Origin of the sequence: Novosphingobium sp. AAP93 (genome assembly GCF_001296055.1) — a bacterium.
GTDB lineage: Bacteria > Pseudomonadota > Alphaproteobacteria > Sphingomonadales > Sphingomonadaceae > Novosphingobium.
Genome location: NZ_LJHZ01000101.1, coordinates 1 through 23,751, shown reverse-complemented (window position 1 = coordinate 23,751; position 23,751 = coordinate 1). Strand labels below are relative to the sequence as shown.

General features: G+C 65.6%; 18 protein-coding genes. 8 read left to right on the top strand and 10 right to left on the bottom strand.

The features are described from left to right. Nucleotides 1-56: 56 nt before the first annotated feature. From bchE to IP83_RS15435, 5 genes are all read left to right on the top strand, one after another. Nucleotides 57-1,739 carry a magnesium-protoporphyrin IX monomethyl ester anaerobic oxidative cyclase gene (bchE, locus tag IP83_RS15455; protein WP_082364755.1) on the top strand — a complete coding sequence of 561 codons (1,683 nt, stop codon included), beginning with the start codon at nucleotides 57-59 and terminating at the stop codon, nucleotides 1,737-1,739. Next, nucleotides 1,736-2,311 carry a bacteriochlorophyll 4-vinyl reductase gene (gene bchJ / locus IP83_RS15450; RefSeq protein ID WP_054123128.1) on the top strand — a complete coding sequence of 192 codons (576 nt, stop codon included), beginning with the start codon at nucleotides 1,736-1,738 and terminating at the stop codon, nucleotides 2,309-2,311. The genes bchE and bchJ overlap by 4 nt, the downstream gene beginning before the upstream one ends. A gap of 69 nt (nucleotides 2,312-2,380) precedes the next feature. Beyond that, nucleotides 2,381-3,556 carry an iron-containing alcohol dehydrogenase gene (locus IP83_RS15445; RefSeq protein WP_054123127.1) on the top strand — a complete coding sequence of 392 codons (1,176 nt, stop codon included), beginning with the start codon at nucleotides 2,381-2,383 and terminating at the stop codon, nucleotides 3,554-3,556. Further along, entirely contained in the window at nucleotides 3,556-4,230 is a 675-nt protein-coding gene (locus tag IP83_RS15440; protein WP_054123126.1) for a TetR/AcrR family transcriptional regulator, read from the top strand. Before IP83_RS15445 ends, IP83_RS15440 begins: the two co-directional genes overlap by 1 nt. Continuing rightward, entirely contained in the window at nucleotides 4,223-5,839 is a 1,617-nt protein-coding gene (locus tag IP83_RS15435; protein ID WP_054123125.1) for an AMP-binding protein, read from the top strand. Before IP83_RS15440 ends, IP83_RS15435 begins: the two co-directional genes overlap by 8 nt. On the opposite strand, the gene IP83_RS15430 is transcribed toward IP83_RS15435, so the two are convergent. Together IP83_RS15430 and IP83_RS15425 are read right to left on the bottom strand one after the other, a co-directional pair. After that, nucleotides 5,840-7,072 carry a cytochrome P450 gene (locus IP83_RS15430; protein WP_054123124.1) on the bottom strand — a complete coding sequence of 411 codons (1,233 nt, stop codon included), beginning with the start codon at nucleotides 7,070-7,072 and terminating at the stop codon, nucleotides 5,840-5,842. A gap of 13 nt (nucleotides 7,073-7,085) precedes the next feature. Next, a complete protein-coding gene (locus tag IP83_RS15425; RefSeq protein ID WP_082364754.1) occupies nucleotides 7,086-9,341 on the bottom strand; it encodes a TonB-dependent receptor in 2,256 nt (751 codons plus the stop codon). Nucleotides 9,342-9,452: 111 nt separating this feature from the next. Here IP83_RS15425 and IP83_RS15420 point away from each other — a divergent pair, with 111 nt between their 5' ends. From IP83_RS15420 to IP83_RS15410, 3 genes are all read left to right on the top strand, one after another. Beyond that, nucleotides 9,453-11,411 carry an NAD(P)/FAD-dependent oxidoreductase gene (locus IP83_RS15420; RefSeq protein WP_156309764.1) on the top strand — a complete coding sequence of 653 codons (1,959 nt, stop codon included), beginning with the start codon at nucleotides 9,453-9,455 and terminating at the stop codon, nucleotides 11,409-11,411. Further along, on the top strand, nucleotides 11,408-12,625 hold the full coding sequence (locus IP83_RS15415) for a serine hydrolase (protein ID WP_054123122.1): 1,218 nt from the start codon (nucleotides 11,408-11,410) through the stop codon (nucleotides 12,623-12,625). The genes IP83_RS15420 and IP83_RS15415 overlap by 4 nt, the downstream gene beginning before the upstream one ends. 132 nt (nucleotides 12,626-12,757) lie before the next feature. Beyond that, entirely contained in the window at nucleotides 12,758-15,127 is a 2,370-nt protein-coding gene (locus IP83_RS15410; protein WP_054123121.1) for a BTAD domain-containing putative transcriptional regulator, read from the top strand. Between the two features lies 1 nt (nucleotide 15,128). Here IP83_RS15410 and IP83_RS15405 read toward each other — a convergent pair whose 3' ends face one another. The 8 genes from IP83_RS15405 to IP83_RS15370 all read right to left on the bottom strand — a co-directional run bounded on the left by IP83_RS15405 (nucleotide 15,129) and on the right by IP83_RS15370 (nucleotide 23,462). Then, a complete protein-coding gene (locus IP83_RS15405) occupies nucleotides 15,129-16,184 on the bottom strand; it encodes a hypothetical protein (protein ID WP_054123120.1) in 1,056 nt (351 codons plus the stop codon). Then, a complete protein-coding gene (locus tag IP83_RS15400; protein ID WP_054123119.1) occupies nucleotides 16,181-17,329 on the bottom strand; it encodes a hypothetical protein in 1,149 nt (382 codons plus the stop codon). The genes IP83_RS15405 and IP83_RS15400 overlap by 4 nt, the downstream gene beginning before the upstream one ends. Next, a complete protein-coding gene (locus IP83_RS15395; protein WP_054123118.1) occupies nucleotides 17,326-18,393 on the bottom strand; it encodes a trans-acting enoyl reductase family protein in 1,068 nt (355 codons plus the stop codon). Before IP83_RS15395 ends, IP83_RS15400 begins: the two co-directional genes overlap by 4 nt. Next, nucleotides 18,390-19,409, bottom strand: coding sequence for a polyprenyl synthetase family protein (locus IP83_RS15390; protein WP_054123117.1), 1,020 nt, complete (start codon nucleotides 19,407-19,409; stop codon nucleotides 18,390-18,392). Before IP83_RS15390 ends, IP83_RS15395 begins: the two co-directional genes overlap by 4 nt. Next, nucleotides 19,409-20,179 (bottom strand): hypothetical protein, encoded by a 771-nt coding sequence (locus IP83_RS15385; RefSeq protein WP_054123116.1) that lies wholly within the window; start codon nucleotides 20,177-20,179, stop codon nucleotides 19,409-19,411. The genes IP83_RS15390 and IP83_RS15385 overlap by 1 nt, the downstream gene beginning before the upstream one ends. Then, complete coding sequence (locus IP83_RS15380; RefSeq protein ID WP_231625072.1) at nucleotides 20,166-22,331, bottom strand: FAD-dependent oxidoreductase; 2,166 nt, start codon at nucleotides 22,329-22,331, stop codon at nucleotides 20,166-20,168. Before IP83_RS15380 ends, IP83_RS15385 begins: the two co-directional genes overlap by 14 nt. A gap of 185 nt (nucleotides 22,332-22,516) precedes the next feature. Further along, a complete protein-coding gene (locus tag IP83_RS15375; RefSeq protein ID WP_054123114.1) occupies nucleotides 22,517-22,852 on the bottom strand; it encodes a UrcA family protein in 336 nt (111 codons plus the stop codon). A gap of 289 nt (nucleotides 22,853-23,141) precedes the next feature. Further along, nucleotides 23,142-23,462, bottom strand: a complete 321-nt coding sequence (locus IP83_RS15370; RefSeq protein WP_054123113.1) for a UrcA family protein — start codon at nucleotides 23,460-23,462, stop codon at nucleotides 23,142-23,144. Nucleotides 23,463-23,751 lie beyond the last annotated feature (289 nt).

Sequence of the window (23,751 nt, the reverse complement as noted above, 5' to 3'; positions counted from 1 at the left end):
AAGATCCAGTATCCAAAACGATAGAGCCTTGATCTGTCAACCGGGAGTGACAGATCATGCGCATTCTTCTCGTTCATCCGAATTACCATTCCGGCGGCGCGGAGATTGCGGGGAATTGGCCGCCTGCCTGGGCGGCCTATCTGGCGGGCGCGCTGCGCGGCGCGGGCTACGACGACGTCCACTTCATCGATGCGATGACGGATCACGTCGATGACGAGGCCCTCGAAGCCCGCATCCGCGAACTGAAGCCCGATGTCGTCGGCACCACCGCGATCACGCCCTCGATCTACAAGGCCGAGGAAACGCTGAAAATCGCCAGGAAGGTCTCGCCCGCGATCATCACGATGCTGGGCGGGGTGCATGCGACCTTCATGTTCAAGCAGGTGCTGACCGAAGCGCCGTGGATCGACGTGATCGTGCGCGGGGAGGGCGAGGAAATCCTGCTCGACCTCGTCCGCGCCATCGACGACGGGCGCTGGCCGGCGGCGCGGCACGAAATCCATGGCCTCGCCTTCCTTGACGGGCAGGACATCATCGCCACGAAGGCAGCGCCGACGGTGAAGGACCTCGAGAAGATCAAGCCCGACTGGGGCATCCTGGAGTGGGGCAAGTACATCTACATCCCGCTCGGCAAGCGGGTCGCCATTCCCAACATGGCACGCGGCTGCCCGTTCACCTGCTCGTTCTGCTCGCAATGGAAGTTCTGGCGCGATTACCGCATCCGCGATCCCAAGGCGGTGGTCGACGAGATCGAGACACTTGTGAACGACCACGACGTCGGCTTCTTCATCCTTGCCGACGAGGAGCCGACCATCAACCGCAAGAAGTTCATCGCGTTCTGCGAGGAACTGATCGCGCGCGGCCTGCCCGAGAAGATCCAGTGGGGGATCAATACCCGCGTCACCGATATCCTGCGCGATGAGGAATACCTCGCGCTCTATCGCCGGGCGGGGCTGGTCCACGTCTCGCTCGGCACCGAGGCGGCGGCGCAATTGAAGCTCGATCTGTTCAACAAGGAAACCACGGTCGAGCAGAACAAGAAGGCGATCCGCCTGCTGCGCGAGGCGGACATTCTGGTCGAGGCGCAGTTCATCGTGGGGCTGGAGAACGAGACGGCGGAGACGCTCGAAGAGACCTACCGCATGGCGATGGACTGGAAGCCGGACCTCGCCAACTGGTCGATGTACACGCCCTGGCCGTTCTCCAATCTGTTCGAGGAGCTGGGCGACAAGGTCGAGATCCACGATTTTGACAAGTACAATTTCGTCACCCCGATCATCAAGCCGGCCGCGATGGACCGGGCCGAACTGCTCGACCGGGTGATGAACAACTACCGCCGGTTCTACATGCGCAAGGCGCTGTTTTCCTATCCGTGGCAAGGCACAGGATACCGGCGAAAGTACTTGCTGGGCTGCCTCAAGGCGTTCCTCAAGGCGGGTTTCCAGCGCACGTTCTATGATCTGGGCCGGGTGAACTACTGGGGCCCGCAATCGAAGAAGGGCGTTGATTTCAAGTTCGACCGCACTCGCACCAACCATCGCGCGGCAACGGGCGACTGGCAGGCGGTCGCCGAGACCAGCCGCAAGGCCGCCAAGCGCGAAGCGGTCGTCCATGAGGCAGCCGGCGTGATCAAGGCGTGCGGTGGTGGGACCGAGCAGCTAACCGACGAGGAGGCCGATGCGTTCGCCATGCAGCCCACGCGCGGTGATGCGCCGGGCAGGAGCGGAGCGCACACATGAGTGTGGTGGTCGGAAAAGTCGGCCCCAACGCGATCATCCAGCTGGCCGATGTGCTGGCCGACCGGATCGGGCTGGAGGAGCGCGCGGCAGCACTTCGCGCCGCAGGGCTCGCGCACTATCTGGCCTGCGATCCCGAACGGATGACCGACGAGCGCGAGGCGGCGGCGCTGCACAAGGTGGTGCAGGCGCGGCTGCCGCAGGAGTGGGACGAGCTTTCGTGGGAAGCGGGGGAGCGCACCGCCGGGTATCTGCTGGAGCATCGCATTCCGAAGCCGGCGCAGTGGCTGCTCAAGCGGTTGCCGCCTGCCTGGTCTGCGCGGCTGCTGCTGCGGGCGATCAGCGCTCATGCCTGGACATTCGCCGGTTCGGGGGCGTTCTCCGCACGGATCGAGCGCGGCGCGATCGTGATCGAGATTGCCCAAAATCCCATCGCCATGCCGAGCTGCCCCTGGCACCGCGGTGTCTTTACGCGGCTGTTCCGTGAACTCGTCTCCCCGCGTGTGCTCGTGCTGCAAGAGCGCTGCTGCGCGCAAGGTGAACGGGCCTGCATTTTCAGGATCGGCTGGACCTGATCCCCCGTTGACCCGTATTCCACAAATGCTACCAGAGAGTATAAACATAGTATTGGTGGGAGAGCGGCGATGGTTACAGCGTCACAAGTCATGCTCACGGCAACCGAGCGCGTCACGCTGGGCGTGCCAGCAGCCGAAGCGGTCGCGCAGGAAGCGGCAGCGCGCGGCGCGAGACGCGTGTTCATCCTCGCCAGCAGCTACCTCAACCGCCAGACCGACGAGATCCGCCGGATCGAGGCCGCGCTCGGTGATCGCCATGCCGCGACGCACGATGGTATCCAGCCGCACGCGCCGCGCAGCGATGTGCTTGCTGCGGCCAATGCTGCGCGGGCGGCGGGGGCCGATCTGGTCGTCACGGTGGGTGGTGGTTCGGTGACCGATGCGGGCAAGATCCTGCTGATCTGCCTGAAGCACAACATCACCACCATCGAGGGCTTCGACGATTACCGCGTGCGGGTCGACGATACCGGCGCGATGGTGATCCCCGAATTTGCGGGGCCGGACGTGCGCGCAATCTGCGTGCCGACCACGCTTTCGGGCGGCGAGTTCAACCCGCTTTCGGGCGCGACGGACGAAGCGATCAAGCTCAAGCAGGCCTATACCCAGCGCGAGATGGTGCCGGTCTGCGTCGTGCTCGATCCCGCGATCACCGTGCACACGCCCGAATGGCTGTGGCTCTCGACCGGCGTGCGCGCGGTTGACCATGCGACCGAGACGCTCGCCTCGTTCCTGTCCAACGACTTCTGCGACGGCATCGCCGACAGCGCGCTGCGGCTGCTGGCGGCGGGCCTCCCGGCGGTCAAGGCGGACCCGACCGATCTCGATGCGCGGCTGAAGTGCCAGATCGGCGCGTGGCAATCGATGATCCCGATCATCGGCGGCGTGCCGATGGGGGCAAGCCATGCCATCGGCCACGTGCTCGGCGGCACCTGCGATGTGCCGCATGGCCACACCAGCTGCGTGATGTCGCCCTATGTCCAGGCGTTCAACGCTCCGGTGAACGGCGAGCGGCAGAAGCGCATCAGTGCCTGTCTGGGTGACCCCTCGAAGTCCGCCTCGGAACTGCTCGACAAGCTGATCCGCGGGCTCGGCATGCCGCGCAGCCTCAAGGAAGTGGGCGTCAGCGAAAACCAGCTCCAGCTCGTGTCCGAATATACGCTGGAGGATATCTGGGGCCGTACCAATCCCCGCCCGATCAAGACGGCGGCGGACGTGATGGAAATCTTGCGGACCGCGATGGGCTGATGCACACCCTTGCTCTCGCCACCGATATCGCGGACCTCATGGACAAGCCGAAGAAGAAGCGCGCCGCCTCCCAGCTCAAGGACGAGATCACCGCCTACAAGCGGCGGCGCATTCTGGAGGAAGCGAGCCACTTCTTCTTCGCCAACGGATATGAGGCGACGACGCTGGATTCGGTGGCGGAACAGCTCAATGTAACCAAGCCGTTCATCTACTCGTACTACAAGAACAAGGGCGAGCTGCTCTACGAGATCTGCCAGACGGGTATCCAGCTTTCGCTTACCGCGCTGGAAGAAGCGCTGAGCGTCGAAGGCACCGCGAGCGAACAGCTCAAGATCGTGGTCGAACGCGTGGCGCGGATCATCATCGAGAACCAGCGCTACGTGACCGTCTATCTGCGCGAGGAGAAGAGCCTTACGCCCGAGGACGCGCGCCGCATCCGCGAGCTGCGCCATGCCTTCGACACCAAGCTCGCTGCGCTCCTCGAAAAGGGCAAGCGCAGCGGCGAGTTCGATGTGCAGCACCCCTCGCGCACCGCGATCTGGGTCTCTGGCCTGCTCAGCTGGATTGCGCTGTGGTACCACGAAGGCGGGCGCTGGTCGGCGACCGAAGTCGTGATGGACGCGATCACCATGGTCCAGAAGATGGTCCAGCCGGCAGGAGCCTCGCATGCCTGACGGAAAAGGCCACAGCGATCCGCGCGTGCTCGGCCGCCGCACCTGCGTGCTGCGCTATCTGCTGGATGACTTTGCCGCCTCGCAGCCAGATGCGGTCTATGCCGTGTTCGAGGACGGCGGGCAGTGGACTTATGCCGAGCTGCGCGACCTCGTCGTGCGCAAGGCGGCGGGGCTGCAGAAGCTGGGTGTGAAGCGCGGCGATCATGTTGCGGTCTGGCTGCCCAATGGGCGCGAGGCGCTGATCACGTTCTACGCGATCAATTATCTCGGCGGCGTGTTCGTGCCGTTCAACACCGCCTATCGCGGTTCGATCCTCGAACATGTGCTCGCCAATTCCGATGCCACGGTGCTGGTTGCCCATGGCGGTTTGCTAGACCGGCTGGAGGCGGCCGATACTGCGGCCGTCACCACCATCGTCCAGCTGGGGGAAGGCAAGGCTCCTGCCCGCTTTGCCGTCCATGCCTTTGCCGATGTGACCGGCGAGGAAGCCGATCTCGCGCCGCTCGACCGGCCGATCGAGCCGTGGGACACGCAGTCGATCATCTATACCTCGGGGACGACCGGGCCTTCCAAGGGCGTGCTGTCGTCCTACCTGCACCTCTACACCAACGCCGGGCCGGAGAGCTGGCACTTCGTCACCGGTGAGGACCGCTATCTCGTCAACATGCCGGTCTTTCATATCGGCGGCCTCGGCATTCCCTTCGTGATGCTGGCGCGCGGCGGTTCGATCGCGCTGATGGAGAACTTCTCCACCGACACTTTCTGGGATTTCGTGAAGCGTACAGGCTGCACGGTGGTGTTCCTGCTCGGCGTGATGGCGACCTTCCTGATCAAGCGCCCGCCGGGGCAGGAGGACCGCGACCACAGCGTCACCAAGGCCTTCATGGTACCGCTGACCGAAGCGGCGGGGCCCTTCCACGAGCGCTTCGGGATCGACGTCTACACCATCTTCAACATGACCGAGATTGCCTCGCCCATCGTCTCGGAGCCCAATCCGGTGAAGCTCGGGACCTGCGGAAAGGTGCGGCCAGGCGTCGATGTCCGGCTTGTCGATGCCAACGACTGCGAGGTCCCTATCGGCACGGTGGGCGAGATGATCGTGCGCACCGATCGGCCCTGGGCGATGAACAGCGGCTATCACAAGAACCCGGAAGCGACCGCGAAGGCCTGGCGCAACGGCTGGTTCCACACGGGCGACGCTTTCCGCTGCGATGCGGAGGGCTATTTCTACTTTGTCGACCGCGTGAAGGACGCGATTCGCCGTCGCGGCGAGAACATCTCCTCGTTCGAGGTGGAAAGCGACGTCACCGCGCACCCCGACGTGCGCGAGGCAGCGGTGATCGGCGTGCCAAGCGAGTATTCCGAAGACGAGGTCATGGCAGTCATCGCTCCGGTGCCTGGCGCGAGCATCGATCCGGTTGCGCTCAGCGAATTCCTCGCCGCGCGGATGCCCTACTTCATGGTGCCGCGCTATATCCGCGTGCTGCCGGAACTCCCCAAGACGCCGACGGCCAAGGTGATGAAGGCCGAACTGCGCGCGGAAGGTATCACGCCCGATACGTGGGACCGCGAAAAGGCGGGCATGCGGCTGAAGAAGGAACGGCTCTGACTACCAGCTGACGTCGAGCTTCGTCAGACCGCGGAACATGAACCCTTCCTTTCGCCACGCAGCGCTGTCGGCATCGATCCGCAGCTGCGGGAAGCGGCTCACCAGCGACTTGAGCGCGATCTCGCCTTCCAGCCGGGCCAGTTCCGCGCCGACGCAGAAGTGGATGCCGCCGCCGAACGAAAGGTGCTTGGGTCCCTTGCGCGTGATGTCGAAGCGGTCCGGCTCGTCGAAAACGGCGGGATCGCGGTTGCCGGCGGCAACGAGGGTCAGGACGCGCTCGCCTGCGCGGATCGTCTTACCACCCACCGTGGTGTCCACGAACGCGGTGCGGTTGGTCCCGACGAGCGAGCTTTCGTAGCGCAGGATTTCCTCTGTAGCCGATTCCGCCAACGAAGGATCGGCGACCAGCATTCTCCACTGGTTGGGGAATTTGGCGAGGCTGAGCAGGCCATTGCCGATCATGTGCGCGGTTGTTTCAAAGCCTGCGCCAAACAGGCCGATGGCAACGGTCGCAATCTCGTGGTCGCTCAGCGGCCCGTTCTCGTCGCGTGCATTGCACAGGGCCGTGGCGAGATCGTCGCGCGGATTGCGGCGCCGGTCCGCGATAACCGACCCGAAGAAGTCCATCAGGAAATCCATCTGCCGGTTGGCGAGCCCCAGTTCCGCGTCCGAGAAGGCGCGCATCTCGAACACCACGAAGCTATCGGCAATGGCCTGGTTGAGCGCGGCAAGCACGTCGTCGGAGGCTTCCTCCGGCGAAAGCCCGAGCATGTCGCACATCACGAGAGTGGGGAAGCGATAGGCAAACTGGTGGATCACTTCCATCCGGCCGTCTGCCGCCACAGCGTCAAGCAGCCGGTCCGCCACTGCCTGCACGCGCGGGCGCATCTCGATCACGCGCCGCGCGGTGAGCGCCTGCGTGACGAGCCCGCGCACGCGGGTGTGGCGGGGCGGGTCCTGATAGAGGAAGATCTCGGACAGCCAGCGATAGGCCGAGTGCGACAGAACGTCGAACTCCGGCCCGTAGAACAGGCGGATGTTCGCGAGAAAATCGCCTTGCCCGAAATTCGCGCGGTCCATCAGGATCTGGCGCACGTCCTCGTAGCGCGTTGCAATCCAGAACCCCAATGGGGAGAAATGCAGCGGCTCCGCATCGCGCAGCGCCTTGAAGATTGGGTAGGGATCGCGCTTGAGCTGTGGATCCGTGAGGTCAAATCGCAGCTCAGCGCTCATCGTCCCGATATCCTCAGAAGTTCAGCCCGAAGGTCCCGCCGACCGTGCGCGGCGGGGCGACCGAGCCGACGCGGACGCTGTTGAACAGTGGAGCGGTGATGATGTTGTTGGTGATCACCAACTTGTTGGCGAGGTTGCGGCCCCAGATATCAACGTACCATTTGTTATTGGTCGGTGTGAAGCGCAGCCCGGCGTTGATCAGCGCGTAGGGCGCCTGCGTCGCATCGGCGTTGTTGAACTCGGTGAAGAAGACGCGGTCCTGCCAGTTCACTTCGGCGCGGGCGTTGACCTTGCCCGCAGTGCCGACCGGGATGTCGTAGTCGGCGCCCGCGCGGAACGAGAATTCCGGCGCGTTCTGCAGGCGGTTGCCCGCGACGCTGACCTGCCTGAAGCCCTGGCGGTAGTCACCCGTGGTGAAGCGGCGGTACTTGGCGTTGAGGTAGGTGCCGAACAGTTCGAGCGTCAGGCCTGGCAGCGGCCTCGCCTTGAACTCGGCTTCCACGCCGTAGTTGCGCGCCGAGGCGGCGTTGACCGTGGTGACCACGCTGCTTGCATCGACGAAACCCACCTGCAGGTCGGTGTAGTCCATGTAGAACGCGGCGAGATTGGCCTGCAGCTTGCGGTCCGCGGTCGCGGTCTTGAGGCCTACCTCGTAGCTCCACACGTATTCCGGGTTGATCACATCGTTGCGCGAACCGACGTTGATCACGCCCGATTTGAACCCGCGCGTCACCGAGGCGTAGAGCAGCGTGGCATCGTTGGCCTGGTAGTTCAGCGTGACCGTGGGCGTGAAGGCGTTCCAGCTCTTGGCCTTGTCGGTGTTCACGCTGCCGAGGAAGTCGAACGTGCCGACGCCCTTGCGCCGTTCATGGCTGAAGCGGCCGCCGGCGGTGATCTTGAACTTGTCGCTCAGCGCGTAGGTGGCCTGAGCATAGAAGCCCAGCGCGTTGATGGTGACAGTGCCGTTCTGCAGGTAGTTGAAGTTGTCGAACGCATTGTCCGGGAAGAACGGCGGAATCTGGCCTGCCAGCTTGAGCAGCACAGCCAGATTTGTCAGCGGCACGCGCACTTCGCCGTAGAGACTTTCGTGGAAGTAGTTCGCGCCGAGCAGCACGTCGAGCTTCTCGCTCTTGTAGTTGGCCACAACTTCCTCGCTGAAGGTTTTGCTGTCCTCGATGTAGTTGTTCTGGCCGAACATGTTGGCGTCTGACGCGTCGAGGTCGTCGCGGTTGAAGCGCTTGAACTTGTGGTAGGAGGTGATCGACTTCACGTTCCAATCGCCCTTGCTCCAGTCGATCGTGCCGGTGAAGCTGTAGCCATGGCGCTGGTTGAGCGGTTCCTGATCCGACCAGATGTTGCGGATGTTGGCCTTGCGGCCCGCAGCCGCTGCCACAGTGAACAGCGAACGGCCGCCGAGAATCGCGCCGAGCTGGTTCTCCGGCGCCACGGTCGGGCCGAAGTAATGGAACGCGTAGTTGCGGTCGTCCTCGTTGAAGTATTCGCCCGAGAGGGTGACTTCGAGGTCTTCCGAGGGCTTGGCGACGATCGTCCCGCGCACCGAATAGGCGTTGCGGTCGTCGATCTGGCTGCCAGTGAATTCGTTGATGCCATAGCCGTCGCGCTTGTCGAACTTGGCGCTGACGCGGGCCATCAGCTTGTCGCCGGCAATCGGTCCGCCGACCGCGCCTTCGAGCACGATGGCGTTGTAGTTGCCGTAGCTCGCGCGCAGATAGCCATCGAGGTGGTCGGTCGGCTTCTTGGTGATCAGGTTGATCGCGCCCGCCGTTGCGCCGCGGCCATAGAGCGTGCCCTGCGGGCCGCGCAGCACTTCGACGCGCTCGAGATCGTAGAAGCCCGAAAGCTGGGCGGCGGGGCGCGCGATCTGCGCGCCGTCCTGCAGGAAGGCGACGCCGCCGTCCGCACCGAGGTCGATCGAGGTGAGGCCGATGCCGCGGATGAAGATGCGGTTCACGCCGAATTGATCGCCGACCGAAAGGTTGGGGATGGCAACCGCCAGCGACTGGACGTCCTTCACACCGCCCACGCCGAGATCGGCAGCCGAGACGGCGGAGACCGAGGCGGCAACCTTGGAGAGCGATTCCGAGCTGCGCGTCGCGGTCACGACGATATCGGCAAGCCCTTCGGTCGGCGGCGGAGCGGTCTCCTCAGCCATCGCGGGCGCAGCGACCAGCGCGGTTCCGGCCAGCAGCACAAGCGCCACGCGGCGTGCTGCGGAATCGACACGAATCGAAAGGTTGCGGCGAACCATTGTTTTTCCCCTCATCCCGCGCAGCTTTGAAACTGCGTGCATTTTTTATCTACTGGCGCGTAGATACAGGTTCCGTTAGGTAGATGGCAAGTGATATTGAGGGAGAGTGGCTTGACCACGCTGAAAATGGAGGCCCTGGCAACAGGAGCTCCTTCCGATCTGTCCGCGCTTGCCGCCGATCCTGCCGTTTTGCGCGCCGCGCTGGCCGAGGCGGACGCCGCGACGCTGATGCTCGTGCTGGTGCAGCTGACCGGCGACCAAGGCCTGCTCGAGCGCGCCAGCCCGCACATCACCGGGCCGATGAACTATCACGAGACGATGCCCGAGGACCTGCGCGCCGAAATCCGTACGCGCCTCGCGGATACCTTGCTCGACTATGCCCGCACCGGCCGTCCGCTGCCGCCGCTGCCCGAAGGCGATTTCCTGCAGGACATGCTCTCGACCGCAGTCGGCGAGCATGTCAGCGCCGATTACACCGCGATGATGCGCGAGGATCTCGAAGCCGCGCATCCCGATCCGCGCGGGATGATCTGGCGCAAGCGGCCCGAGCCCGCCGCGCTGGAGGAGTTCCCGGTCGTCATCATCGGCGCGGGCATGTCCGGCGTCTGCGCCGCGATCCGGCTGGGGCAGGCGGGCATTCCCTATACGATCATCGAAAAGAACCCGGCGGTCGGCGGCAGCTGGTACGAGAACTTCTATCCCGGCTGCGGGGTGGATACGCCCAACCACTTCTATTCCTACTCGTTCGAGCTCAACCACGAATGGTCGCACTTCTTCGCCAAGCGCGAGGAGCTGTGGACTTATTTCGAGCGTGCGACCGACAAGTACGGTGTGCGGGACCATATCCGCTTCGAGACCGAAGTGAGCGCGGTGACCTATGACGATGCGCGTGGCACCTGGGACGTCGCCACGTGCGATGCCTCCGGGGCGGTCACCCACCTCAAGGCCCGCGCGGTCATCTCGGCCGTCGGCGTGCTCAACCGGCCCAAGCTGCCCGATATCGAGGGGCGCGAGACCTTTGCCGGAACGGCGGTCCACACCGCGCAGTGGCAGGAAGGGCTGGACCTCACGGGCAAGCGCGTCGTGATGATCGGCACCGGCGCTTCGGGCCAGCAGGTCGGTCCGACGATCGCGCCCGATGTCGTGAAGCTCACGATCCTCCAGCGCTCGCCGCACTGGGTCGTGCCCAATCCGAATTACTTCGCCGAAGTCTCCGAAGGCATGAAGTGGGTGCTCGCCAACGTACCTTTTTTCGCACGCTGGTACCGGTTCCAGCTGTTCTGGGCCTTTGCCGATGGTCTCCATGCCTCGCTGCAGGTCGATCCGGCATGGGACGACGGCGGCAAGTCGATCAATCAGGTCAATGCGCGCCACCGCCAGTTCATGGAGCGGTTCCTGCAATCGAAGCTCAAGGGCCGCGACGACCTTATCGCCAAGTGCACGCCGAGCTACCCGCCCTACGGCAAACGCATCCTCGTCGACAACAACTGGTACGAGATGCTGCTCCGGGACAATGTCGAGCTCCAGACCGGCGGGATCGCGAAGATCGTCCCCGAAGGCGTCGTCATGGCGGATGGCACCCTGATCGAGGCCGACGTGATCATCTACGCTACCGGCTTCCAGGCAAGCAAGATGCTCGCCCCGATGACCATCAAGGGCGAGGGCGGGCTGGACTTGCACAAGGTCTGGGGTCCGGATGATGCGACCGCCTATATCGGCACGATGGTTCCCGGTTTTCCCAACTTCTTCATGCTGATGGGGCCCAACACCGGCCTCGCGCATGGCGGGAACGTTATCTTCATCACCGAATGCCAGATGCGGCTGATCCTCACCGCCCTGCGCGAAGTGCTTGAAACCGGGTCCAAGGTCATCGACGTGACTCCGCAGGCGCACGATGCCTATGTCGCCGATGTCGATGAACGCCACGCACGGATGGTGTGGACCCACAAGGGCCTGACCAACTGGTATCGCAACGATGCGGGCCGCGTCTTCGCATTGCTGCCCTACCGGCTGGTCGACTACTGGAAGATGACCAAGACCTTCAAGCCCGAGGACTTCCGCCTGACATGAGCGCGATTGCGATCGAACTGGCCGACGGCCGCACCATCTCCGGCCACTGCGATGCGCAGTTCACCGGGGTCCTCGCCGAGTTCCGCCGCAATTTCGAGGAGCGCAAGGAGCAGGGCGCCAGCGTCGCGATCACGCATCAGGGCCGCATGGTGGTGGACCTGTGGGGCGGCCTTGCCAATCCGCAGACCGGCGAGGTTTGGGCCCGCGACACGATCTCCATCGTCTATTCCTGCACCAAGGCCGCGACCGCGCTGTGCCTCCACATGCTCGTCGATCAGGGCAAGGTCGCGTACGAGACCCCGGTAGGCGACATCTGGCCGGAGTTCGCCACCGCCGGCAAGGAAGCCACCACCGTCGGCATGATGCTGACGCATACCTCGCCCGTCCCGCACGTCGCCGAGCCCATCCGCAAGGGCGGCCTTGCCGACTGGGACTACATGATCGCGCGCGTCGCCGCCGAGCCTGCGCACTGGGAGCCCGGCACGCGGCAGGGCTATCATGGCCTGACTTATGCGTGGACGGTCGGCCAGCTCATTCGCCTCATCTCCGGCATGCCGTTGGGCCAGTATTTCCGGGAAAACGTGGCGGGGCCGCTTGGCCTCGACTTCCACATTGGTCTCCCCGAAAGCGAGGAGCTGCGTGTTGCGCCGATGATTGCCGCCGATCCGGCCGAAGTGAACTTCGCCTCGGATTTCTTCCGCAAGGCGACCACGGTGCCGGGGAGCCTCCCCAACCTGTTCCTCACCAACCAGGGCGGGGCTAATTTCAACTCGCGCGAAGTCCACGCGGCGGAAATCGGCAGCGCCAACGGCATCACCAACGCGCGCGGGCTCGCCGGGATGTACACGCCGCTGGCGAACGGCGGCGGGGTGCTCCTGTCGGCAGACCGTGTCCACCGCATGGGCCGCGTCTGCGCCGCCACGCAGAGCGACGCGGTGCTGTGCCAGCCGATGCGCTTCGCGATGGGCTTCATGGCCACGACCGACAACAGAGCGACCGGCGGCGACAGCCTGATCCTTGGCGAGAGCGCGTTCGGCCATGTCGGCATGGGCGGCAGCGTGGGCTTTGCCGATCCCGCGGCGGGGCTGGCCATGGGCTACACTATGAGCCGGATGGGTGCCGGTATCCTTGTCAATGCCCGCGGACAGGGGCTGATCGACGCTGCTTACCGGGCCCTCGGGATGACTACGGATTCAAGCGGGGCGTGGCGATAGCGGCGCCTCGCCCCTGCGCCAATCTCCCCATCAGGCACACGTTTGTCATGGCTTGCGCACAATAAGTTGTCGCCAAAACGGCACAATTTGCGTTAATGTTACAGCGATGACAGGGGCGGGCACAAGATTCGCATGGATGCCGTAAGGGAAGACTTCGGGCGTGATGTGACGGCAGGTACGCGTTTCCATGTCCAGCTGATCGGGCCGTTCCGTCTTGTCGGACCCGATGGTGCGGCCATTCCGATCCAGGGCCGCCGTACGCGCGCCATGCTTGCCACGCTGCTGCTGGCGCCGCAGCACCGGATGGCGCGCGAACGGCTCGCCGGGCTGTTCTGGAGCGACCGCAGCGAGGCGCAGGCGCGCGCCAGCTTGCGCCAGTGCCTGCTCGAATTGCGCGGCGTGCTTGCGTCTGTTGTGGCTGACGAAGAGCACCTGATCGCCACGCGCGAGGCGGTTGAGCTCGCACCGGGCGCCTTTGGCTGCGATGTTCTCCATCTGCGCGGCGCGCTCGCCAGCGAAGATTGGCAAGCTGCGGCGCGCCATATCGAGAGCGCCGGCAGCGCCCCGCTGCTGCAGGATCTTGAACTCGGCGGGGCCTATGGCGAATGGCTCGATATCGCCCGCGCCGAGATCGATGCGCGCATTGCCGATGGCCTTGCCCGCCATATCGCCTTGCGTGAACGCACCGGCGACAGCAGCGGGGTCAAAGCGCTGGCCGCCGCCTGGCTGCGCCGCGATCCTTTGAGCGAACCCGCCGTCGCCGCGTTGATCCGCGCTGAAATCGCCGCGGGGGCGCGCGCGGCAGCCCATATCCGCTATCAGGCCTTCCGCGATTTGCTTGCCGCAGAGATCGGTGTCGCGCCCGGCCCGCTGGTCGATGCGGCGCTGCGCAGTGCAGACGGCGTGGTGGAGCCGCTGGTGCTAGCCGCCCCTCCACCTGCTCCGTCGCTGCCTGCTCAGCCGGCCGCTTCGGCCCCCGCGCCCGCCAATGACGCGCTCGTGCTGGCCGTGCTTGCCTTCGACAATCTCTCCTCCGATCCCGATCTTGCCGATTTCTGCGACGGCGTTTCAGAGGAAATCCAGCGCACCGTCGCGCGCGGCACCGGGATCGCGGTAGTCGCGCGCGCGTCCAGCTTCCAGTTCCGTGGGCCCGACAAAGGCATTGCCAAAGTCTCCGCCGCGCTTGGAGCCTCGCACCTGCTCGATGGCGCGGTGCGGCGCAGTGGCAACCGCGTGCGGATTACTGCCGAATTGGTGGAATGTGCCAGCCAGCGCGCGCTGTGGAGCGAACGCTTCGACGGCGATCTGGAGGACGTCTTCGCGCTGCAGGACTCGATTGCGGAGAAGGTCGCCGCCGCGCTCGAACTCACGCTGATGCCGCGCACGCCGACGCCCACGCTGGAGCCCGCAATCTACGAGCGGTTCCTGCGCGCACGCGGCCTGCTCGCCGATGGTGATGCGCAGTTCGACGACACCGCTAGCGAGGCGGTGCCGCTGCTGGAGTCGGTTGTCCGCGAAGCGCCGGAGCATGCCCCGGCATGGGAACTGCTTGCACTGGCCCGCGCACAGGTGCTCCGTTCCGGGCACAGTGCGAGCAACTACTTCGAAGGCCGCGACGCGGTGATCCACGCGGCGCAGACTGCGCTGAAGCTTGATCCCCGCCGCGGCGGGGCCTACCGCGCGCTCGCCAAGCTGGAACCTTGGGGCCATCATGCCGTACGCGAGAAGCTGCTGCTTCAGGCGCTCGAAGTTTCCCCGCGCGATCCCGCCGCGCTCACCGACATGAGCGACTTCTGCTGGGGCGTCGGCCGCTTCCGCGATGCGCTCGCCTATGCGGAGCAGGCCTGCGAACTCAATCCGCTGATGCCATCCGCCCGGCTGCATGTCTCGCAGATGCGGGCCTATGTCGGGGATTACGATACCTCGGTCAGCATGCTGGAAGACGTGCACCAGCGCTGGCCGAACAACCCCGGCATTCTCATGGCCCTGCTCAACTGGGCGGGCTCGCTCGGTTATCCGGAAGTCTATTACCGCCACGTCAGCAAGATCGACAACTTCGACGGCTGGCAGGCGCGCGATCTGGCGGCAGTGCGCGCCTATGTCGAAGCGGTGTTCTCGAAGGACATGGCCATCAAGGAACACCGCGCCGCCCGTTATCGCGGGCTGCTGGAAAAGACCGGTACGATCACGCTCAGCCTGCCGACCGGGCTCGGCTTCATCGGTCTTCCCGATCAGGCGTTCGAGATGGTCGAGCAGGCGGACTACAGCCACGTGTTCGATCCTGCGGGTCCGTCGCCGAGCCTGTTCTATCCCGGCGTTGCGCTGGGCCCCTGGAGCTGCCTGCTCAGCCACCCGCGCTTCATCCGCGTGTGCCACCGGCTGGGCCTCTGCCGCTACTGGCAGGAGACCGGCAACTGGCCCGATTGCGCGGCATGGGTGCCGTTCGATTTCAAGTCGGCGGTGCGCCGTGTGCTTGATATGGGCCCTGCGCCGGGAGAGTAGATCAGATCTGGCCGTAGGTATGCAGCGTCCGCTCGATCTGGAAGTGCGCATCGGCGGTGAAGCAGATCACCATCGCCACCTCGATCGGCATGTACTTCAGGTCCCAGTTCGTGTCCGGCGTCCCGGGGGCATTGAGCAGGGGCGGTGGCGTCTCCAGCAGCGAACATTCGTTATGCGGGCGCGCGCCGAACATGGCGTGGATCGTTTCCTCAAGGCTGTCCGAGCAGAGGAATTCGACCACCGTATCCGCGCCGGAAAAGAACGCCAGATCGCGGATATTGCTGTGCTGCGTGGTCGAGGAGACGATCGCGCGGTAGGCGGCAAGGTCCATGTCGAAGACGTCGCGGAACTGGCGCAAGGTGTTGACCTCCATGCCGGTGCGCTTGTCCGTGGCGGTGCTGCCGGTAAAGATGCCGTCGGCGAGCAGATTGTCGACGAAGGCGTCGAGGTCGTCGTCGTCCTTGCGCAGGCGGAGCAGGTCGGCCTCGCTCGTATCGGGCAGAAGGCCCATGCGCATGCAGCCGATGCTCTGGCTCCGCGCTCTGGGATCGAACTTCGCCATGCCTTCGATCGCCATGTCGATCCTCAGGTCGGCAGGACTTTCGCCTTCCTCCATGCGGATCACCGCCATGTCCATTTCCGTCCCGAAGATCTCGCGCGCGGAGAACATCACGTAGCTGTTGTCGTCGAAAGCGAAGGGTTCGATCCACACTTGCAGCGGATCGACCAGCAGGTTGTCCTCGCTCACGCGGTAGCGCAGCGCCGGGAAGGTCCAGCTCAGCTCGATATGGCTGGTGGTGTCGCGCCCGGTCCGCCCGTCGCAGCAGCTCGAAAAGTGTGCGTGGCGCGCCACGCAGAGCAGGCCGTACGTCTTGCCCGGCAGCGGGGTGTAGTGGAACGGCGCCCGGTCCGGCGCGGCGGCATTGAAGCGCGTGTCGAGGTAGGCTGCGATCAGTTTGCGGTCGACCGCGATGACGAACTGCCACATCCGCATGCCGAGCGAGCGCCACGGCGGCAGCAGCTGATCGGTCGCGAAGGATTCGAGGAACACGGTCATGGCAGGCCCACTCCTCTGCGGGGACCAAAAAAGCCGCGCAACGGGCGGTACCAGCGCGAAACGAGATCGCTTGCGCCGGGGGTCGGCGGCAGGCCGTCGCGGTCGATGGGAAACTCGCGGATCACGCGCAAGGTGTCGAAATTGATGTCCGCCTCGAACCGCAGGGCGGCGACCGTATTGACCGAATGGGGCTTGCCGGTCGGCTTCTTGTCCACCTCGAGGAATACCTCGAGAATCTCGTGGAAGCTGCCGATGTCATTGAAATACATGTCGATATCCAGCTCGTTGTAGAACCGGACATTGCGCACGTTGAGGTATTGCGCGCGGCAGGTGACGAGCGCCTGATAGACCGCGCGCTGCGGATCGGCGGCATCGCGATATTGCTTGAGGCCCACGGTGCGCATCGAGGTGGGGATGAGGCCGAGCGAGAAGCTGTCGATGAAGTTCGACACGCTGGACAGGCCGCCCACCAGTTTCGAGGCCTCAGGGCTCTCAAGCAGGGTGGCGAGCGTGCGGTAAGGCGGCTGCGTTCCCGCCGGGGTCGGCAGGACCGGCTTGGTCTCGATGCGCATGAACTCCTGCATGCGCTGCATCGTGCCGGGCTCGTCATCCGGCCAGCCGGGCAGGCTGATCCGCCCGTGGAAACTTTCCGGATAGCGCCCCACGCCGTTCTCGATCTCGGCCAGCAGCTTGCCGAGGCCCAGCATTTCCCGGCCGCACACACTCGACATCGGATTGCCGACGACGATGAACGGCAGTGCCCATTCGAGGGCGGTGTCGGTGATCAGGCGCTTGGCGCCCCGGCCATAGCGCACCACCGGGATCGCCACGAAGACTTCGGTCTGGCTGATCGCGCCCCGGTCGGAATAGGGCACTTCTCCCAGATGGGGGCTGGCCGGTGCAGCGCTGATCATCGTCGGATAGTTCAGATAGAGCACCGTCGCGTAGGGCCAAGCCGCCAGTGGCCGGTAGACATACTCGCGCGTCTTCTCGTCGCCGATGTTGAGATACATGTCGCAATAGCGCTGCACCCGCTCCATCGACACGTTCATGTAGAACGCGTTCACGGTGACATCGGGGAAGTGGTAGGGCGGCGGCACTTGCTGGCTGGCGGCAGACTGGACGTAGGGGACGCGTATGCTCATGCCGCCGTGCTCCTGTCATCGGCAAGGAAACGCGCGGCGCCCGCCTCCACCGCAAAGCCTGATCCGAACGCGGCGGCAAGGCTGGACACACCCGCCGGAGCGCCTCCCGCCAGCACCCGCCGCAGCGCTTCGCAGGCGATCCGCACACTGGCGCCATAGCCGTCGAGCGTCTGCATCCTGAGCCGCCTTACCCGCCGCCAAGGGTCGTCTGCTTCGGCCACCATCGTAAAGCGCGCCGCCTCGCGCCGGGTCTCGTCGGGCCGCTCGGGCCAGATGCGGGCCATCGCGGAGCCTGCCATGCGCCACGGTGCCGCGCCCGTCATTGCCATGCCGATACCCGAAGCGCGGTAACCCGCCCGCATCGTCCAATGCATGGCGGAATAGATGGAAATGTCCTTCACCTCGGGCAGCAAGGCCCCGCCGGTCACCACGCTGGCCCAGTCGGTCGCCACAGTCTCCTGCGGGCCGCCGCCGAAATCGAACATCGCGGTGAGGCTCCCTGCCGGCACCATCGCCAGCGCACCCATGCGCCGGATCACCGTGCCGGGATCGGCCAGCCCCGCCATCGTCGCCACGCTCCCGCGCGAGACGACTTGCGCCGCCGAAATGCCCAGTCTCAGCGCGCGCGTATCAGGCCAGCGCTCGGTTGCGGCGAGCAGCAGGCAATCGGTCGCGGCCGGAGTCAGCGCAGCACCCGGCAGCACCGCGATTCCCGCTGCGCGCGCCTCGGCATCCCGCGCGAACAGGGCCTGGATCACGCGCCACTCGCCGCCGAGATCGAGGTAGTGGGTCCCGCTTATCAGACTGGCCTCCAGCATCGGCATCGCCGTCGCGGCGAACGGTCCGGCAGCATGGAGCACAGCATCGATCCCCGCCAAGCCAGCGCGGACCGCCTGCGGATCACCCAGCGCAAAGGCGCGCCACGGCAGGCCCAGCGGTTCGGCCACGGCACGGACCGCCTGCTCGTTGCGCCCCGCCAGCACCAGATCGATCTCGCCCGCGAGCGCCGCTGCGATCGCCCGGCCGGTATAGCCCGTGGCCCCATAGAGCAGCGCGCGGCTCATGCCCGGTCAAACACCCAGCGCACGAGACTGCCGATGAAAGTGCGCTCCTCCGAAGGGGGCAGCGCTCCGTAGACGGCGGCAAACTCATGCTCCGCCGCGCCCGCCATCGCAGCGGCGACGCGGCGGCCATGTTCGATCGAGCCGCGCTCGTGCATCAGTCGAGCCAGCCACAGCACGTCCGCCTCACCGCGCTCCTCGCGCCTCAGGCCCAGAAACCAGTCCAGCCGTGCGCGCTCGTCCGTGTTGCAGGCCCCTCGCACATGGATCAGCATCAGCGTCCGCTTGGCCTCGGCCAGATCGCCGTTCTGCTCCTTGCCATAACCGGGATCCTCCGAAAGGTTGCGCAAGTCGTCCTCGATCTGGAATGCAAGGCCGAGGAAGTAGCCGAAGCGCAGCACCATTTCGGGATCGAGCCGCCCGCGCGAGCCGATGATGAGGCCCAGTTGCGCCGGCCAGATCATCCCCATCCACGCCGTCTTCTTGAGCGCCATGCGCATGTAGTCGGCCTCGGCGAGATCAAGCACGTTGCGGTCGCGCCAGCCGAGTTCGAGCGCCTGCCCTTCCGCGGTCTGGCGCGCCATCATCGAGGTGACGTCCATCACCTGCCGGATCACATGGCTGCCCAGCGGGCTCACCGCATCGATCAGCGGCCCGAACGCGGCAAACAGCAGCGCGTCGCCCGCATTGATCGCCAGCGGGACGCCGTGCAGCGCATGGAGCGTGGGCTTGCCGCGCCTGAGTTCGCTGCCGTCCTGCACGTCGTCATGGATGAGGAGTGCATTGTGCAGCATCTCGATCGCTGCAGCTGCGCGCACCGCCGCCGACGGCGCTTCGTTGCCGAACAGCGCGGCATTGGCGAGACAGATTGCCGGGCGCAGCATCTTTCCCCCGCGTGAGGGGTATTCCGCCAGCATCTCGTCAAGGAACGGGGAAGGGCTGCCCGCCGCCAGATAGCGCATGACTTCCGCCCGCGTGGCGGCGCCATAGCGCTGGAGCAGGGCGCCCTCGACCGCCATCAGTCGACCTCGATCACGATCTCGCCCAGCGGCGATTTCTGCGTCGTGCAATAGACCGCGCCCGAATAGACCCCGGCAGGCTGATCCTGAGGCACGGTCACCATGACCCGCAATCCCGGCCCATGCGGATTGATGTCGAAAACAAGGTCGGTGATCGGCGCCGCACTGCCGCTGCGCCGCGCTAGGCCGTCGCAGCTGACATGCGCTGCCCCCGTCGGCGCCGCCGGACGCGCCAATGTGCTGGTATGCGCGCGCACCGCCTCCTTGCCGTTGAACAGCACTTCGAGCGCGATCACCGGCGCTGCGGCACTGGCGGCAAAAGGCTGCGGTCCCGGCTGCGTTGCTGGCGCGGCCTTGGGTTCCTGAAAGGGCGGCACATGCGTCGATCCGGGCGGCGGTGGGGTCATCAGCGTGTCGGCCTGACGCAGCAGGGCCTCGCAGATGTCGAAGGTCGCGCTGCTCAGCTGCCGCGCAAGGCCGAGCAGGTTGCCCGCCATCGCGCGCACGTCATCGGGCACATCGCGCACATTATACGTGCCGCCGCGGAACTGCTCGGCGGCCTTGCGTCCCTGCTTCACGGTATCGTTCAGCACATCATAGGCGGTGCGCACCGTCTCGGCGATGGCTTCGTTGACGGCCAGCGTCTCGGGTTCACGGACGCCTTCGGCCGGAACAGGCTTCTTCATGCCAGGCCCGCGCTGCGGCCCGGTCCTCTCCGGCTGGTGGCTGACCCAGCGCTTCGCCGGGTCGTGCTGCTCAGGGGTGGTCATAGGCGATGATGTCCTCGAGGTCCGGCGCACCGGAAATGGCATGGGCGGCCAGCAGTCCCGACATGACCGCCCCTTCGACGCAGCCGGAATGGAAGCCGCTGTCGGTCCAGTCTCCGGCAATGGTGAGATTGTCATAGGTCCGGTCGAGCGGCGAGATGCGGCTGCGCCAGCTGCCCGGGGTGTGGATCACGTAGCGGTCCGATGGATTGACGTTGGCGCGCCAGTACTGGGTACCGAACCGCGCCTTGCCTTCCGGTTCCGGGCCGCCGCTCTCGTCTGCCTTGAGCACGTCCCAGCGGAATTGCCCGGCAGCATCATAGGCCCCCGGCCAGATCGTGCGGACCGGCCCTTCAAGGAACTCTTCGGCATTCGCGCGCACTTCGGCCTCGCGCCTGCCCTGATAGGTCATGTCGCCCTCGGCGGGCGGCTCCGGCGGATCGCGCAGGACCGCGCAGAAGTAGACCGACGTCTTCGGCGGTCGCTTCCACGCTTCTTCCGGCACGACATGCGCCATGTCGCACCAGGTATCGAACGGCTTGGCGAAGGCGCCGGTGATATAGGCAGGCCCCGGCCACCCCAGTGCTTCAAGGTCCTCGTCCAGCCACACCTGAAACGCCTGGCTGGCAACGGTCTTCACATCGCGGCACATCGCCTGCCAGCGGGGATCGCGCGAAACGATGCCGTTGGCGCAATACGGAACCGCGCCGACCCCGACGCCGAGCACCACCATGTCGAAATCGCGCTGAACTTCCAGCACGGTCTCGCTCTCGCGCCGACGGTCCCAATGCGATTCGAACTTGCGCCCTTCGGCCAGCAGCGCCGCCCCGCGCTCCAACTGCGCATAGTCGGGCGCGGCAGGCCAGCACGGCCGGCCCTGCACATCGACCAGCGGCTGGTACTCGCCGCCGCCCTTGATCCCGGCCTGCACATCGAACTTCAGCCGCGCCGCATGGGTCCCGGCCGCGTCCAGCTCGATATCGCTGAGCCGGTGGAAGAAGCGGAAGCTCACACCGCGTTCCTTCAGGGCGGTATAGAGCGGCGCAAACACGACATCGCCCATGCCTGCGCGCATCCGCCACATGAAGGCGCCGCGATAGCCGAAGAACGTCCGCAAGGTGCCGCGCAGGCCTTGCCCGGCAGAGAGGCGCGGCTTGTTGAGATCGCCGTCCTCGTAGCCCATCGAGAGGTCGTAGAGCCCGCGCAGGAAGGGCGAGTTGAGCGAGCGCAGCGAGGCTCCGTTGAGCCGCATCCACTCGCGGCACTCGTAATCATCGATCGCATCGAGTCCGCGCGGATCAAACATGATGCCGTAGCGCAGAAACCCGGTCAGCGTCGCCAGGGTAAGGTCGGCGATCTCCCACAGGAAGCGCAGTGGGCTGGGCGCGAGCACCTTGTCCTCGATCCACTGGCGCAGCGGGACGGCCACCGCGTCGACAGCCGCCATCAAGAGGCCCGCTGTCGCAGGACTGACCGACCGCACCAGCGCCGAGAGTACCGCCAGCACTTCGGCCAGTACCGCCGACGAAGCAAACAGCCCCATGCGCGCCAGCTCGGCAACCCGCGCAGCCAGCTCCGCCGCACTCACCGGTCCCGACGCATTGGCCTTGTCGAAGCGCGTGACGAGGCCCTGTCCGTCGACCGTGGTATCAAGCACCAGCGCGCGCAGCAGGTCGAAGGCGCCCGCCATGTAGTATTGCAGGCTGAACACCGCATCGGCAGCGAGCGGATCGCCCGGATAGCCGGCGCGCGGCGGCATGTGCACCTGCCAGCGCTGGAAGCCGCCGTTTTCACTCGCCGAGCACAGCGCGATATCGTTTTCCTGCGTCCAGGCATCGCGGAAGTCGCCGTAGAGGTGGCCGAGCCCTTTCGCATCGAGCTCGGCATGGCAGGCGCGCATCATGCGGAAGGCGTTGTCATAGAAGCCGAGCCAGATGTGGAGGCCGTGCTCCTCGATCCGCCCGTTTTCGCCCCGGCCCGAAGCGCCCTTGCCGCCCAGCCGCCAGCCTTCCTGATAGACGGTAACCTGATAGCGGCCCCGATGGTGCGGCGCGGTCAGTTCCCACGCGGCGGCCATCGAAGCGCAGCCGCCGCCGATAACAGCGACCCGGATGCGCGAATCGGACGAAGCTGCTCCGCTCAGGGGAGCCTCCACGTCGTCTGCGTTGCGCTCGCGTCTCGCCGTGTCATGCCCGCCTCCGCATCTAAGTATTCATGCTTGGCTGAAAATGTCCATCACTCTCGGGCGCGGTCCAACCGGTCCGGACCGGAAAAGCGCAGACGGGCCGGGAGCAAGGTGCTCCCGGCCCGTGCTGACCGGTGTCGCCATGGCGGACGTGCTTAGCGCTGGGCCAGCACCTGGTCCGAATGCGACCGGATGGCAGCCAGTGCAGCGGTGCGGGCCTTGGCGCGGCAGGTGTTGATGGCGAGGCGTTCATTGAGCGAGATCGTTCCGGTCGCAGTGCCGCAGACGCGGCCTACGGCGCCGTCGATGCGGGCCTTGAGGGTGGTCATCCCCTCATCGCTCGAAAGGTTGAGGTCGCTGGTGCGCACCACTGCCGCCTGCACGGTGGCCTCGTCCGAAGCCGGAGCTGCGTTGGCGAGCGCCGGAGCCAGAAGCGCTGCGAGAGCGACGGTGGCGACGATGATGGCGGCGGGGATCAGGTTGGACTTCATTTGGGCTCTCCTCTGCGAATTTCGGCGGTTCGCGCTGCCGATGCAGTGGTTCTAGGAGGCCACCGTCAGGCCGCACGCCAAGCCAGCGTGAGCCGAGCGTCAAAAGTGAACGTGAGATCAAAAAGGCAATTCTTGCGGCTGATTGACGTCGGGTCGCCCTGTTTATCCGGTGCGGTGGCGCCAGCACGCCGCCGCTCGATTGCCGGCATGGGGAAGGCCAACGCGAAAGGGCCGGGAGCGTGGTGCTCCCGGCCCTTTGCTGACCGTTGTGGCGATGTGGTTGTGGGGATCAGCGCTGTGCCAGCACCTGACCCTCACGTGTCCGTGCGACGGCCAAGGCGGTGTTGCGAGCCTTGGCGCGGCAGACGGCAATGGCGCGGCGCTCTTCGATGCTGATCGCGCCGGTTGCGGAGCCGCAGACCCGGTTGACGGCGCCCGCGATGCGGGCGTTCAGCGTTGCCTGGCCTTGCGGCGTGGAAAGGTTGAGATCCGAGGTGTGGACGACAGCGACGTTGGTTTCCATGGCGTCGGTCGTTGCAGCGCTCGCCAGCGAAGGGGCGATCGCAGCGGCCAGCACACAGGCGGCGGCGAAGAAGGTCTTGCTCGTCATTTTTTGCTCTCCTGTCGGTATCGGATCCGTTCTCCCCGCGTGGGTTCGGGGAGCAGTCCCCGTCCGGTGCCGATGAGGCTGTTCTAGGGAGCGTCCGTCAGAGGAGGCGCGAGCCGAGCGTCAATCTTGCGTTAAAAATGGTGGGGCCGCGTAAAACGTTGCTGTCAGCCATGTTGCCGTGATCGCCGGGAATGGGAAACGGACATGTAAACGGCCCGGCCTCGTGAGAGGCCGGGCCGTCCCGGACTTGGCAATGTGCGAGAGCGATCAGCCGCCGGGGCTGTCGTTG